This is a genomic window from Blautia sp. AM42-2, from assembly GCF_003480245.1.
GTDB classification, from domain to species: domain Bacteria; phylum Bacillota; class Clostridia; order Lachnospirales; family Lachnospiraceae; genus Fusicatenibacter; species Fusicatenibacter saccharivorans.
In genome coordinates this window covers 97,773-112,793 of the sequence record NZ_QUIM01000006.1, presented here as the reverse complement: position 1 = coordinate 112,793, position 15,021 = coordinate 97,773, and the positions used below count along the sequence as shown (strand labels likewise).

Here is a 15,021-nt window from a genome sequence, read left to right as displayed (position 1 = left end):
ATATGTCCATAGCAATTTTCAAAATTTTGTCCCGACTTTTCGACTTTCCCCGTAAAAAGATACAGTGGGACGTCAAAATCCGCCCCACTGTATGATCTTTCGGACACTCTTTTTAATTCTGCAGACCGCCGTCTTCGGCCGGTTTATCGCTGTTTTCTGTTTTTGACGGCTCAATCTTGTCGCCTTCGCCCTCCGGCGCACCGGACGGCGCTGCCGTCAGTTCATCCTGCGGCGCAGTGCTCGTATTGGCATTTTCCTGCGTCACATCTGTTTTCGTGCTGTCCGGGTTCGGTGTCGGCGTCGGTGTAGATACCGTTTTTGGCTCTTCATACATCATCGGCTCTGTCCTTGTCAGCACCTTCTTCGTCGAGCTGTTGCTCTGCTGCGCGATTGTAATCTGATCACCGTCTTCCAGGGTCAGACTATGCACCATCAGAATCGACGGGCTGACATAAACGGTATCCTGTATCTCCTCGTTGACTTCCACGCGGCTCGATGCCGTAAAGTTTTCTCCGTAAAAATACCAGGTATCTTCTCCGGATTTTTCGATTCGTTCCAGTGTTACCGGCAGAGCACCCATCTGCAGCTTCACACGCTCATACGGTGTCTCTCCGTCTTCTCCGTAAACGTACCGTTTTCCATACAGCATATCATACTGCAGCACCTCGAGATCCACCTGATAATTCTTCGTATTCCGTCTCGTCTGATGATACCGGAAAATGGTTCCGTCATGAATTCCCACACGGTTCATAACCTCTGCTGCAATCTGGTAGGAAGCAATGTTTTCCTGTTTCCTTTTCAGTCCCATGTTATCCCAGATCACGTATTCGGTCTGATACAGATAGCGGTTCTCCAGATCTTCTACTTTCAGTCCCATCGTTGGCAGATGGTCCCCGTACATCACAAGTACCACCGGCTCCGGATAATCCGCAAGCTTTGTCGTCAGCTCTTTGACAAATATGTCCATCTCATGAATCTGATTTACATAATATTCCCAGGAGTAATTATTTTTTTCCCGGTCTTCCGCGCCTGTCACTGTAATCTCCGGATCGTCAAGCACCGGCTCTGTCGGATAATCACCGTGGCCCTGTACCGAAATCGTATAGATATAATCCGGTTCGTCTGTCGCATCGAGCGTTTTTATGATCTCTTTTGTCAGAATATGGTCTTTTACCCATCCTGTCGCCGTCACATCCGAGATATCCGGCATATATTCCTCCGAGGTAAAGGTATCAAAACCAAGACGTGAGAACACACTTCTTCTGGAATAGAAGTTTGCTTCATTGTTGTGGATCGCATGGGTCGCATAGCCAAGATTCTTTAAAACATACGGCGCACTCTCACACGTCTCCTCTGAAAGCACCGATTTGTACGGATACTCACCCGCTCCGAAATACCGGAGGCTCATGCCGGAAATAGTTTCAAACTCTGTGTTTGCTGTTCCGGCTCCCACCACCGGCACGCGGAGATAACCGGAAGAATAATCCTTCATCAGCTGCCGGTAATACGGGATCGGGTCCTCGGAAATGTTGAGGAAATTAACCAGCTCCGGATCGAAAAAGGACTCCAGCTGCAAAAAGATAATATTCGGTTTTACCGTATCATCCTCTTTTTGTTCGCCTTCACTCGTCTCAATCTGTTTCACGAGCTGTTCGGAATAGCCGTTCGGCTCTGAAATTCCCGTATCAAACAGGGTGACTGCCAGACAGTACGGATAGCCGTAATCCTGGTAGGCAAATGCGATGTTGACGAAATAGCTGGAAAGCACACGCTTTGCAAGCGCCAGATTCGTTGCTCCCGTAAAGAGTACAATCACCAGAGCAATCAGCGGCACATTCAGATACCAGCGGATTTTCCCCTGAAATTTCGGTCCTTTGATCCAGACCCATACAAAAAATGCCAATAATGCCACAAGAGCTGCCGCGACGAGGATCATGGTACCTTTCGACAAATACTTCGTCACGACCTTGGCACCATCGCTTAAGTTCCGCAAATCCGGCCCGGTAAACGGTGTGACGCGGTTCGCCAGAATCACACCGTTGATGATACCGAGCAGCAGCCAGAAACAGCTCATGATGAGCCGTACCAGCACACGTCTGCGGAACAGATAAACTACCATAAAAGTAGTGAAGATCAAAAATGCATTGTACAAAAAGACCCATGGGCTTTCCACCATGTAGCTCCATGCAGATGCCAGCGAATGGCGGGAAAATGCTTCAATCACCAGATACAGAATACAGCATCCCAGGGCCTGCAGCGGCAAAGAGAGCCAGTTGCAGACTTTCACTACGGTTTCCTTGTTTCCATGCAGTTTTTTTCCTTTTTTCATTTATTTTTTCAGCTGCTCCAATCTTGTCTGAACCTGCTCCATCATCTGCTGATAGTTCGCCAGTTTTTCTTTCTCTGCCTGAACCTTTGCCTCCGGAGCTTTGTTAATAAAGTTCGGGTTGCCAAGCATGCCGTTGGAACGTGCGATCTCTTTTGTCAGACGCTCTTCCTCTTTCGTAAGGCGGGCGATCTCTTTTTCCAGGTCAACCAGCTCGGCAAACGGAATGTAGATCGTTGCCTGCGGGATCACTGCGGATACCGCATCGTCTGCGATGCCGGCTTTGTCTGCCTGTACGTGAACTTCGCTTGCTCCTGCCAGAGTTCCGAAGAATACAGCACCATTTTTGAAGGTTTCCTGTACAGCAGCATCTTCGGTTACAACGAATACGCTTGCTTTCTTTGACGGCGGTACATTCATGCTGGTGCGTACACCACGGATGCTTCTTACGGCCTCTTTCATCATCTCAACAGCTGCCTCATCCTCTGCGTATGCAAAGTCTTCGGTCTCTTTCGGCCATGCAGCGATCATGATGGAATCCTCTTCCGGATTCAGCGTGCAGTAGATTTCCTCTGTGATGAACGGCATGAACGGATGCAGCAGTTTCAGTGCATTACCAAGAACGGTTTTTAAGGTCCACAGTGCAGCGCCCTTCGTCTCGTCGGTCTCGCTGTACAGACGCGGTTTTACCATCTCGATGTACCAGTCGCAGAATTCCTCCCAGATAAAGTCGTAAACCTTCTGTACGGCGATACCGAGCTCGTAGCGGTCCATGTTGTCCGTTACTTCGGTTGCCAGGGTATTGACTTTGGAGAGAATCCATTTGTCTGCCAGTGTCAGTTTGTCTTTTGGCATCTTGGACGGAACCTCTGCTTTTTCCAGGTTCATCATGATGAAACGGGAAGCGTTCCATACTTTGTTTGCGAAGTTACGGCTGGCTTCTACACGCTCCCAGTAGAAACGCATATCGTTTCCAGGTGCATTTCCGGTCATCAGAGTCAGACGGAGCGCATCTGCGCCGTATTTATCGATGACTTCCAGCGGATCGATACCGTTTCCAAGAGATTTACTCATCTTGCGTCCCTGGGAATCGCGAACGAGTCCGTGAATCAGTACGTGGTGGAACGGAACCTGTTTGGTCTGCTCCAGTGCGGAGAATACCATACGGATAACCCAGAAGAAAATGATGTCGTATCCGGTTACGAGTATGTCAGTCGGATAGAAGTAATCAAATTCCGGTGTTTTCTCCGGCCATCCTAAAGTGGAGAACGGCCACAGAGCGGAGCTGAACCAGGTATCCAGGGTATCCGGGTCCTGGGTGAGATGGGTGCTGCCGCATTTCGGGCATTTTTCCGGCATTCCGCCTCTTACAACCGTGATCTCGCCACAGTCATCACAGGTATAGGCCGGGATACGATGACCCCACCAGAGCTGACGGGAAATACACCAGTCGTGGATATTGTTCAGCCAGTTCTGATAAATCTTGCTGAAACGGTCCGGGATGAAGTTTACTTCCCCGTTCTTCTCTGCTTCGCTGGCAGCGGCAGCCATATCCGCCATTTTTACAAACCACTGTGGTTTGATCATCGGCTCTACGGTTGTCTTACATCTGTCGTGGGTTCCTACGTTGTGAACATGATCCACTACTTTTACAAGAAGGCCAAGCTTCTCGAGATCCTCTACCATGGCTTTTCTTGCCTCGTAGCGGTCCATGCCGGCGTATTTGCCGCACTTGTTGTTCATGGTTCCGTCATCGTTTAAGATGTTGATCTCTTCGAGGTTGTGGCGTTTTCCTACCTCAAAATCGTTCGGGTCGTGTGCCGGTGTAATTTTAACGCATCCGGTTCCGAACTCTTTGTCTACGTAAGCATCTGCGATAACCGGGATTTCACGGTCGGTCAGCGGCAGTTTCAGCATTTTTCCTACAATATCAGTGTATCTTTCATCCTCCGGATTGACAGCTACGGCAGTATCACCGAGCAGAGTCTCCGGACGGGTCGTTGCGATTTCTACGAAGCGGCCTTCTTCTCCAACTACCGGGTAGTTGATGTGCCAGAAGTGGCCTGCCTGCTCCTGATATTCAACCTCTGCATCGGAGATGGAAGTCTGGCATACCGGGCACCAGTTGATGATGCGGCTTCCTTTGTAGATCCATCCTTTTTCATACAGACGGCAGAATACTTCTTCTACGGCTTTGGAGCATCCCTCGTCCATGGTAAAGCGTTCTCTCTCCCAGTCTGCGGAGGAGCCGATCTTTCTTAACTGGCTGTTGATGCGTCCGCCGTACTCTTTTTTCCACTCCCAGCAATGCTCCAGGAATTTTTCGCGTCCGATTTCATCTTTGTCGATGCCCTGCTCTTTGAGCATATTGGTAACCTTTACCTCCGTTGCGATCGCCGCATGGTCGGTACCCGGCTGCCAGAGGACTTCATATCCCTCCATCCGTTTGAAACGGCAGAGAATATCCTGCATGGTATTGTCAAGTGCATGGCCCATGTGAAGCTGTCCGGTTACGTTCGGTGGCGGCATCATAATGGTAAACGGTTTTTTGTTCGGGTTTACAGTGGCGTGGAAATATCCTTTATCCAGCCATTTCTGATACAGTCTGTCCTCGAGTCCTTTCGGATCGTAGGTCTTTGCGAGTTCTTTGCTCATGAGATCCTCCTTTTATGTTTGGTGTATTGTGGTATTTATTCCCGCAGAGGCTTGTCTTAAATCAAAAACGCCCTTCACATACACATAACATGCATGCAAAGGGCGAAAATTCCGCGGTACCACCTTAATTTGTATCTCGTTTCGGAGTCTGTAACGTGACTCATGCGTGAGAACCTAATCATCACATCTTCTGTGCTTTTCAGCTCTCCGGTTCAGAAGCTACCTTCCATGACCACCTTCCCGGACAGCCTTTCAGCCGGTGAACCATCCTCTCTTTTGGGGCCTGCCATGTACTCCTCTTCCTCATAACCTTTTCTTTTTCTGTTGGAATAGAAACTGCATTTATCATAATCGCGTTTTTTTATTTTGTCAAGCCGCCGCGGGCAAAAACCTTTCTTCTTATGGAAGTTTTAAGATTTCACACGCTTATTTTCGGTGAATCCGCGATGCACAGTACTGCATTTCTGCGCGGCCGTACGACGCGTAGCGGACCTGTTCTTTCGAAAACGGCTTCGCATTGCTTGGCCGTCCCAGGTTTTCGCCGTGGATCACCTGATCCACAAGGTCGATGAGATCTGCGAGAACGCCGAGGCTGAGCGGATTGTAAACCGGATGCGCCGTCGATTCAAACACCTGCGTGTGATGACCGCCGAAGAATTTCATGCGGCCGCCCCTCTTCACAAGCCATGCCATCAGTCCGACCAGCCCGTCGTAATACTCTTCCAGGCTCGTTCCGCCCGGCACCTGCATCCAGACACCGCAGCCGCTTCCGATCGCATCTCCGGTAAACAGGTAATTCTGTTTCGTTTCCAGCACAACGACGCTGCCCGGCGTATGGCCCGGAGCCTGACAGATGGTAAGTTCTGTGCCGCCAAGCGAAATGACCGAATCCGTACGGATGTCATGAATCTCCTCCCACGGTTTTAATTTTCCCGCTGTCAGTACGCTGAGCGTCTCCGGGTCCATCTTCTTTTCGTCGTGGCACATGTAAACCTCGTCGAACTCATCGATATGATACATGTGATCCGGGTGCGCATGCGTGATGACTAAAAGCAGCGGCTTGTCCGTCAGCTCCCGGATCACCGGCAGAATCTTCGCGCTGACTGTGATGCCGGTATCAATCACAGCCGCTTTTTCTTCTCCCTCCACCACGTAGAACGACGAATTTCCCGCGTCCAAAATACAGTAAATCTTTTCCCCAATTTCTGTTACCTGAAAACCTTCCATGATGTAAAACCTCCCTTGTTATTGAAACAGATTCCACAGTGTGGTGAACACAAGTCCCCCAACCAGAATCACCACCCATAGAATTGCGGTAATTCTGGCTTTTAAGGAATGAGACTGCGTGCGGAGCGCCTCCGGGAACTCTCCTTTTTTCTCCCACTCGCCAATCCGTTTTTTGGCTTCTTCTGTGTATTCCTCCGGCACATAAATGGCTCTTCCCTGGTACGACATTCCCATCGAAATCTGCAGAAATTCACCGGCTCCCTCGCTTTTTCCATAAGCCGGAATCCGGCTCCGCTGCAGAAGTTTTACGACCTTGTTCATCGTTGCTTCATCATCTGTCCGATACACCTTCCGATATTCCATATCTTTCCCTCCTGTGCTTTGTGCCTTAGATCCACCTTCCGCTATTTTATGCTATTTTCTTTTTTTCTCTCAGCATCATCACCCACGCAATCCGTAATCGAAGTTGATTGTGAGCAACATCGTAATCTGGCCAAGTGAAATATGATATCAATGTCCTGCGTTCTCTTCCCCGATGATAATCGAAAGCAGCGTATGATCCAGCATAATCGTGCGGTTCCACGGATTCAGAATCACGCCGCTGATCTCTTTTGTCTCAGATGCCATGCGGATCAGCTGCTCCAGGCTCACGAGAAACGTGGATTTCACGCTGCCGGCGCCCTTTAATTCCTCATCAAAGCTCGTAAACGCGGCCCACCAGACTTTTTCGTCCGCACTTTTTACCGTTCCAATCCGGATCTGATCGTCGCCGGATGGCGGTTCCACGGAAAGAATCGCCTGTCCGCCCTCTTTCATTCTGCGGCGGATCACCGTCAGCACGTGTGCCAGCAGTTCCGGCGTCGGCTCCTTTTGCAATTCCAGAATTGCTTTCTCTATCTTTTCATTCCCCTGTAGACCTTCGTCTTTTGGAGTATCTGTTTCTTTTGCCATTGCTCTTGTCCTTTCTTTTTCGCTTTTCCCACACAGAATCTGTGTACCATCATCCCCGGCAGCTTCGTCACTTCCGATGACATTTACTCCGCACCTACCCAGATGCCATCCTTCCCGCAGAATCTGTGCTCTTTTGATAAATCCAAAACGTTTTCCATCCGCTTTAAGATCTGATCGTACTTTCCTTCCCGCATCAGTTCCAGCGTCACCTGATCCGTTCCGATCTGCAGATGGCGGAAGCCGCGTTTTCCTTCCTCCGTCCACGGCAGAGTCAGCTCCATTTCAAAGCCGCCGCTGCTTCCGTACAGCTCACCCGGCTGTTCGTCCGCAAACAGCTCGAAAAGCGGCTGATAATATGCTTTGAAATAATTCTCCTCCGGAAACCAAAGTGTCCCGTCCCCGGTCCGCTCCGGCTCTTTTACAACGGCATTCAGATAGCCTCTCTCGTAATACGTCATGCACGCCGCACTCTTCGCCAGAGGATTTTCATTGATCTTCTCGATCTCCGACGCCGCCCGGCATCCGTTTCCAAAGGCCGCCTGGCTGTTCTCGCTCCTGCCGACCGGCTCCCAGACGCTCCATGCGTTCTGCTTTCCGTATCCGATCAGATCCTGGCGGTATGCACCGTTGTATTTTACAAATTTTTTCTCCCCCGGCTGCTCGATCAGGTTCAGCGGTACCATACAGTCAATTCCGTACAGCTTCTGCGCAATCAGCCGCGTGTAGATGATGCCGAGATAATGACAGATTGCACTGCGCTCCGCCGTGTCGAGATACATAATCTGCTCCGCTTTTGCCAGCTGGTCGCCGCGTGTTTCGAGCACACTCTCCACCATCGCAATCCGTGACTGCAGCTCCGCCTTCCGTTTTCCGCGGTAGCGCGCCGACAGACGGCCGTACGGCATCGTGCTTGCAAGAACCGCGTGCAGCAGCTCCAGATTCGTGTATTCGATCATAATATCTTTCTTATTTAAACCGAGCTCTGCGTCGGTATCGACTTCCGTCACATTGATGATATATGTTTTTTCTTCGGTCAGTATCATTTGTTTTGCCTCTCTTTTTCAGTACTCTCTTCCATGCTCCTTCAGCCAGCTCTGCCACACTTTGTAATCGGGCATCTGCTGTTCCACCACCGCGTAAAACCGCGCGGAATGGTTCATCTCTTTCCGGTGCGCCAGCTCGTGGATAACGACGTAATCCATCACGCGCTCCGGCATCAGCACCAGTTTCCAGTTGTAGTTCAGGTTTCCGGCGCTGCTGCAGCTGCCCCAGCGGGTTTTCTGCTCACGAATTGTGATTCTGCCATACGTTACACCCATCTCTTTTGCAAAATGTGCCGTCTTTTCCGCCAGCATCTGCGCCGCACGTTTAACCGACGCTTTTCGTTCTGCTTCCGTCAGACGGTTCGCTGCTTTCTGCTCTGCGGCCGCCAACGCTTTTTCCCGGTGTGTGCGAATCCAATCCTGTTTTTCTTTTAAGAATGCTTCGATTTTGTATTTTGCCATCCGTTTCGGTGCGCGCACCACCACGCTTCCATCCGCTTTGACCTGGACGGCGAGCGTTTTGCGGGCGGAATACACGATCTCATAGGGAATCTGTTTTAAAATCCGTTCTGCGCTGTCTTTCTGTTCCATTTATTTTTCCTCAAAAGCTGTCTGTTTTACCATTTTTTTGCCTGTTTTTTATTATACCTTTTTCCCGGCGGAAACGCAATCGGATTGCTCACAGAAAAAACGCGAGCAGAATCACCGTTTTTCTTCCGGCAATTCTGCTCGCATTTTTCTTTCTCTTATTTCAGCTCAATTTTTTTCTGCTTTCTTCGGATGCACAGCCTCACAAATAAAATCGCCGCCTGCACACAGAGAATCATCACCAAAATTCCAATCATGGACAGCGCTGTTGCCCCCAGTCTGATCAGTTTTCCCATTCTTTTTTCCTCTCTTTTCTTTCTATCGTGCCAGAACCGGATCGGCTGCCGCATCCCACAGCAGGCTGTCCGTCTCACTTGGTTCCAGGTATCCATATTTTACCATTGCCGCCAGCACCTGCTTTTCCCGCTGCAGTGCCAGATCCGCGTGGCGCGACGGTGCGTAGGCGGACGGTGCATTCGGGATTCCGGCGAGGAGAACGGCTTCGCTGTCGGTCAGCTCCTGCGGTTCTTTCCCGAAGTAGCCAAGCGATGCTTCTTTCAGTCCATAGTAGCCATCCCCGAAATAGATGGTATTGATGTACAATTCCAGAATTTCTTCTTTCGAGAGCTGCCGTTCCACATAGAGTGCCGTCCACGCCTCTGCCGCTTTCCTGGCAAGTGTCTTATTCTGATCGTAATACATGTTTTTTACCAGCTGCTGTGTGATGGTACTGCCTCCCTGCTCCAGTTTCATCACGCGGATATCATGTACAACGGCCCGCGCCATGCTGATCCAGTCTATCCCGTGATGTGTGTAATACCGGTGATCCTCAACAGCAAGCACCGCTTTTTTGTACAGATCCGGCACCTGTTCAAGAGAAGCCCACTGTGCTCCGCTTCTGGCTTCCTCTACTGCCTGCGCGAGCGGCTTTTCCTTCACTGCCTTCTGATAGGAAACATATCCCTGGATTGCCCAGAACATTCCGGCCGTCAGCAGGATCAGGCAGAAAAATGCCAGAAAACCTCCGACCATTTTTCCCGCTGTTCCCCGGTGTTTTCGTGTTCTTTTTCTCATGGTTTCAAACCCCTTTGTTGTTCTTTCCTGCTTTCTATCCTACCATATCTCCCTTAACGCCTTCTTGCCTCTTTCTTAGGAATTCATTAAAATTGTGAAACTGTATGAAATGCATTTTGCACGTTTTTTCAAATAATCGCTGCTGCTGCGGAATACTTTAACCGAATCATGCAAGTAGCGAAGCGGATTGCGAATATCCGCTTGACAAAACAGAAAAAGACAGACACCTGGCAGATTGTCAGGATGCCTGTCTCTTGTTTTTATCTTTTGGTTTTTCAGAAACGCCCTGTGATTATGCTGCGGTTCCGTAGTTCATTACATGAGCTGCTGACAGTGCTTTTCGAACAGCCACACCGAGAATTTCAGCTACTACAACGGAAATCACATCTTTTACGATGTACGGAACGGAAACTGCCAGGAAGGAAGCCGGGATCGTGTTTCCTGTTACAATAGAAAACTGTACCACACCGAATGCGTGACATACCGCAAGACCTGCGATTCCAAGAACGAATGGTTTGCCCGGGAAGCCTTTTTTAATTCCGGCACCGCAGAGCATTGCCATCGGAATAAATCCGAAAATAAAGCCGCCGGCCGGTCCGAGAAGAGCGCCGAAGCCACCGCTCATGCCGGCATAAACCGGAACGCCGATCGCGCCGAGGATCAGATAAAGAGCGGACGATGCACCTCCCAATTTCCAGCCAAGCACGTAGCCGCAAAATGCCATTGCAAAGGTCTGCAGCGTCACCGGAACGCCGGTCGGAAGCGGAATCGTCACAATGGACAGTACCGCAAGCACTGCCGTCATCATGCCGGTCAGTACAATCTGTTTTGTTGTAAGTTTTGATTTTTTCATGAATGTAAGTCCTCCTCGCAGGTTCTTGTATCCAATTCTTTCTGCTTTTGAATTGTTAACCTCGTTTCAATATAGGTTAATATTTCATTTTTGTCAATCCCTTTTTTAAAAATGCAGAGAGTTCTGCTACGATTCTGTTACACTTCCTGAAAATAGCGGTCACCCTCTTGTTTTCTGTTTTCTTTCTATGGTATACTATATAGTCTCGGAGTTTTTCCGGGAATGTTCACCCGATACAAACGATGAACTTTTACCTCATTTGAAAGGAGATACCCTCTATGAAATCTTCCGAAAATCCTCTCGGCTCGGAACCGGTCAGCACTCTTTTGCGGCGTTTTGCGGTTCCGAGCGTCATCGCGATGCTCGTCAGCGCCCTCTATAACATGGTAGACCAGCTCTTTATCGGTCACAGCATCGGCGTGCTCGGAAACGCAGCGACCAACGTAGCGTTCCCACTCAGCATGGTCTGCACATCCATCGGTCTGCTCTGCGGCATCGGCGGTGCTGCAAACTTCAATCTCTGCATGGGCAGACGAGAGCCGGAGCACGCGAAATCTTATGTTGGAAGTGCCATCTCCATGCTGGCAATCCTCGGTGTGATCCTCTGCGTTGCCGTTCAGCTTTTTCTGCGCCCGATGATGCTTCTCTTTGGTGCAACGCCGGATGTCATTGATTATGCCTGTACTTACACCAGAATTACCTCCATCGGATTCCCGTTTCTGATCGTCACAATCGGCGGCTCCAACCTGATCCGCGCGGATGGCAGCCCGAAATTTTCTATGCTGTGTAACCTGGTCGGCGCAATCGTCAACACGATTCTCGACCCGCTGTTCATCTTCGTTTTCCACATGGGCATGGCAGGTGCAGCGCTCGCCACAATCACCGGACAGATTTTATCGTTCGCGCTCGTTGTCTTCTATCTGCGCGGTTTTAAAACGCTGCCGCTTTCTCTTTCCGATCTGAAGCCGAAAATAGCCTGCTGGGCACGGATCGCTGCGCTTGGTGCAACTCCGGCATTCAATCAGGTGGCAATGATGGTTGTTCAGATCGTTATGAACAACACACTGACCTACTACGGCTCCAATTCCGTCTATGGAAGCGACATTCCGCTTGCATGCGCCGGCATTATTTCAAAGGTGAATATGCTGTTCTTCTCCTTTGTCATCGGCATTTCCCAGGGACTTCAGCCGATTGTCAGCTTCAACTTCGGTGCGCAGAAATATGACCGCGTGAAGGACGCCTATAAAAAAGCAGTTTTTGCGGCGACTGCCATTTCCATCGTCGCCTTCCTCTGCTTCCAGCTCTTTCCGCGCCAGATTATCGGCATTTTTGGTTCCGGTTCAGAAGAGTACCTGCATTTTGCAGAGCGGTACTTCCGCATTTTCCTGTTTTTCACATTCCTGAACGGTATCCAGCCGGTCAGCTCAAACTTCTTTACCTCCATCGGAGCGCCGAAGAAGGGCATTTTTCTTTCGCTGACGAGACAGATTATTTTCCTGCTTCCGCTGCTGCTGATTTTTCCGTATCTCTTCGGCATTGACGGCGTGATGTACACTGCACCGATTGCAGACCTTGCAGCCGCATCAGTCAGCATCGTTATGATCGTGCGGGAATTTAAGATTATGGCAGAGCTACAGAAGGCTGCCGCCTGAAAACAGTTTTTTTCCTGTAGTTTCCGCTCGTTTTTACTGCACTGCGGTCGCCAGAGTCTTGCTGCAGATCATTGCCGTGTAAACAGGAAAGAATCCTGTCCGGAAAGTAAAAAATCGTATGCTGTTGCTTTTTCCACAACAGCATACGATTTTTTTATGCGTTATACACACTTTTCTTTATTTATTCACATGCATCCACATCAGTCCATGCGAAGAATCATGGTCAGGATTCGTTTTGCACAAAGAGCGATTTCGTCGCGGGTGATGTATCCCTTCTCAAATGCCTCCTGTACGCGCTCCTCGTATCCGTTTGCCATCTTGATATCATTTCCGGCTTTTGTCTCGCGGTAATGCTCGCCGTGTGTCCACCAGTCGGTCGTTACCATTCCCTTAAAGTCCCACTCACCGCGCAGAATACCGGTCAAAAGATCCTTGTTCTCAGATGCCTGAACGCCGTTGATCAGGTTGTAGGACGACATGATTGTGTATGGATCTGCCTCTTTTACGATGATCTCGAAGGCTTTCAGGTAAATCTCACGCAGCGCACGCTCAGAAACGCGGGAATCGCTGTCTTTTCGGTTTGTTTCTTTGTTGTTGCAGCAGAAGTGTTTCACACTTGCCCCGATATGCTCGGACTGCATACCGCGTACCATTGCCGCACCGGATTTTCCGGCCACAAGCGGATCCTCGGAATAATACTCGAAGTTTCTTCCGCAGAGCGGGCTTCTGTGAATGTTGACAGCCGGGGTCAGCCAGATGCCGATATTGTTTTCTTTGACTTCCTCTCCGCCGGCTTTACCGATCTCTTCGATCAGCTCCGGATCCCAGGTGCAGGCAAGCAATGTTGCACACGGCCATGCGGTCGTGTTGACGCCACACTGCGGCTGAATGCGAAGGCCTGCCGGTCCGTCTGCGGTCATGATATTCGGGATGCCGTACTCAGGCAGATTTCCCATGCCAAACGTATTGGCAACTCCTGTGTTCGGCTGACCGCCGAGCAGATGAATAAGTGCTTCTGTCGGAAGCTTATCTACAAACTCGTCGAGCGTTTCTTTTCCTTCGACCACATTCATCAGGTTCGGATTCGTCTTTGCTGCCTCCATAAGCTCGCCAAAGCTCTTTCTCTCCTGTGCTTTGACTGCCGGGAGGAAACCTTCCAGAGTCAGCTTATCCTGACGCTCCAGTCCTTCTTCCTCGACAGGGCCGTTATCGGTCGGAAGCGCTTCGTAGGTTCCGTCCGCAAGGAGACGTTTTTCCAGCTTATGCGGAGCGGCAAGGCTGGTGTACTGTGCAGTCACTTTTGCCTTTGCCAGATCGTAGGTGAAGTCCAGTTTCTTCGCATCTCTTACATTGTTTCCAACGTAGAAGACGTAGCTTCCTGCCTCAAGAACATAGGCAGATTTTGCAACCTTTCCAAGGTCATCAAAAGATGCCATATCTTCCACTGTAAAGGAAAGAACGACTCTCTGTGTCTCGCCTGGCTGCAGCAGTCTTGTTTTCCGGTAAGCGCCGAGCTCTTTGACCGGTTTGCCAAGCTTGCCCTGCGGTGCGCCATAGTAGAGCTGTACAACTTCTTTTCCGGCACGTTTTCCAGTGTTGGTAACAGATGCTTTTACAACAATCTTTCCATCCTTCTCTTCTGCACCCAGAACTTCTGTCTCAAAGCTGGTGTAGGAAAGGCCGAAGCCGAACGGATAATTGACCTTCTCCGCTGCGCCAGGAATCGTCTCGAAATAACGGTAGCCAACGTAGATATCCTCGTTGTAATCCACGTAATAAACGGATTTATGGAAGTTCTCGGTGGATGGATAATCCTCGAGGGTTGCTGCGTAGGTATCAACCAGTTTACCGGATGGATTGACGTCGCCTGTTACAACGTCCGCTGCCGCGAGGCCGCCTTCCATGCCGCCCTGCCATGCCATCAGCACCGCCGGAACCTCTTTGCAGTCTTTGAACCAGCTGGTATCAACCATACCGCCGACATTCATGACAACGATGACATTTTTAAAGTTTGCTTTTACTTTTTCTACCATGGCTGCTTCGCCGTTTGTCAGGTAGAAGTCGCCGTTTTCGAAGATGCTGGCGCTCAGCTCGATCTGTTTTTTCTCATCCTCAAACAGCTCATAGCCTTCATCGTTGATCTGGCATTTGCGGTCCCAGCCCTCGCCGGAGAAACGGCAGATGGTGATGATTGCGGTATCGGTATATGCTTTCGCTTTTGTTACCAGCTCATCCGGTACTTCCGGCTCTCTTGTCATGCCCGGTACAGCACCTGCCTCATACTGTTCTTTTACATTTTTCTCATAGAATTCCGGCAGCTCATGGAACAGGGAAACCTCCCCTTTAGCTTCCTTGATCTTCATGCCTTCGTAGAAGTTGCGGATATACTCGACCGTAACGTCACCGCTTCCGCCGCCGCCTTTTACGTAATCAATCGTTCCTTTTCCGAATAAGGCTACCTTTGTGCCTTTTGCGAGCGGCAGTGTGTCGTTCTCGTTTTTTACCAGAACCATACCCTCGCCTGCTGCTTTTCTGGAAAGTGCGATATGTTCAGCACTTCCTGTTACCCTTTTTCCGTCTTTTCCCAGCGGCAGAACCGGCTGGTAAAGACTTCTCTGCCATTTACCCATTTTAAGCTTACCTCCTGTATTT

The 15,021-nt window shown here is 50.0% G+C and carries 12 protein-coding genes; 1 reads left to right on the top strand and 11 read right to left on the bottom strand.

Features of this window, described 5'->3' with window-relative positions; translation table 11 throughout:
* Positions 1 to 112: 112 nt before the first annotated feature.
* The 10 genes from DW915_RS08855 to DW915_RS08815 all read right to left on the bottom strand — a co-directional run bounded on the left by DW915_RS08855 (position 113) and on the right by DW915_RS08815 (position 10,717).
* Positions 113 to 2,329, bottom strand: coding sequence for an LTA synthase family protein (locus tag DW915_RS08855; protein ID WP_118741988.1), 2,217 nt, complete (start codon positions 2,327 to 2,329; stop codon positions 113 to 115).
* Complete coding sequence (locus tag DW915_RS08850) at positions 2,330 to 4,981, bottom strand: valine--tRNA ligase (RefSeq protein ID WP_118741987.1); 2,652 nt, start codon at positions 4,979 to 4,981, stop codon at positions 2,330 to 2,332. It abuts the gene before it with no gap.
* 426 nt (positions 4,982 to 5,407) lie between these two features.
* Positions 5,408 to 6,208, bottom strand: a complete 801-nt coding sequence (locus DW915_RS08845; protein WP_118741986.1) for an MBL fold metallo-hydrolase — start codon at positions 6,206 to 6,208, stop codon at positions 5,408 to 5,410.
* A gap of 18 nt (positions 6,209 to 6,226) precedes the next feature.
* Positions 6,227 to 6,571, bottom strand: coding sequence for a putative signal transducing protein (locus tag DW915_RS08840; protein ID WP_118741985.1), 345 nt, complete (start codon positions 6,569 to 6,571; stop codon positions 6,227 to 6,229).
* Positions 6,572 to 6,718: 147 nt separating this feature from the next.
* On the bottom strand, positions 6,719 to 7,159 hold the full coding sequence (locus tag DW915_RS08835; protein ID WP_118741984.1) for an SseB family protein: 441 nt from the start codon (positions 7,157 to 7,159) through the stop codon (positions 6,719 to 6,721).
* 83 nt (positions 7,160 to 7,242) lie between these two features.
* The gene (locus tag DW915_RS08830; RefSeq protein ID WP_118741983.1) at positions 7,243 to 8,202 is read right to left on the bottom strand and encodes a hypothetical protein; all 960 of its coding nucleotides are present in this window, start codon (positions 8,200 to 8,202) and stop codon (positions 7,243 to 7,245) included.
* A gap of 18 nt (positions 8,203 to 8,220) precedes the next feature.
* The gene (locus tag DW915_RS08825; protein ID WP_118741982.1) at positions 8,221 to 8,793 is read right to left on the bottom strand and encodes a M48 family metallopeptidase; all 573 of its coding nucleotides are present in this window, start codon (positions 8,791 to 8,793) and stop codon (positions 8,221 to 8,223) included.
* Positions 8,794 to 8,948: 155 nt separating this feature from the next.
* Complete coding sequence (locus DW915_RS15755; RefSeq protein ID WP_156327580.1) at positions 8,949 to 9,086, bottom strand: hypothetical protein; 138 nt, start codon at positions 9,084 to 9,086, stop codon at positions 8,949 to 8,951.
* A gap of 22 nt (positions 9,087 to 9,108) precedes the next feature.
* Positions 9,109 to 9,864, bottom strand: a complete 756-nt coding sequence (locus DW915_RS08820) for a transglycosylase domain-containing protein (protein WP_243033810.1) — start codon at positions 9,862 to 9,864, stop codon at positions 9,109 to 9,111.
* 292 nt (positions 9,865 to 10,156) lie between these two features.
* Positions 10,157 to 10,717 (bottom strand): biotin transporter BioY, encoded by a 561-nt coding sequence (locus DW915_RS08815; protein WP_022461328.1) that lies wholly within the window; start codon positions 10,715 to 10,717, stop codon positions 10,157 to 10,159.
* A 278-nt stretch (positions 10,718 to 10,995) separates the two neighbouring features.
* Here DW915_RS08815 and DW915_RS08810 point away from each other — a divergent pair, with 278 nt between their 5' ends.
* Positions 10,996 to 12,369: an MATE family efflux transporter gene (locus tag DW915_RS08810; protein ID WP_118741981.1), complete on the top strand. Its 1,374-nt coding sequence runs from the start codon at positions 10,996 to 10,998 to the stop codon at positions 12,367 to 12,369.
* Positions 12,370 to 12,569: 200 nt separating this feature from the next.
* On the opposite strand, the gene DW915_RS08805 is transcribed toward DW915_RS08810, so the two are convergent.
* Positions 12,570 to 14,999, bottom strand: a complete 2,430-nt coding sequence (locus DW915_RS08805; protein WP_118741980.1) for a glycoside hydrolase family 3 protein — start codon at positions 14,997 to 14,999, stop codon at positions 12,570 to 12,572.
* Between the last annotated feature and the right edge of the window lie 22 nt (positions 15,000 to 15,021).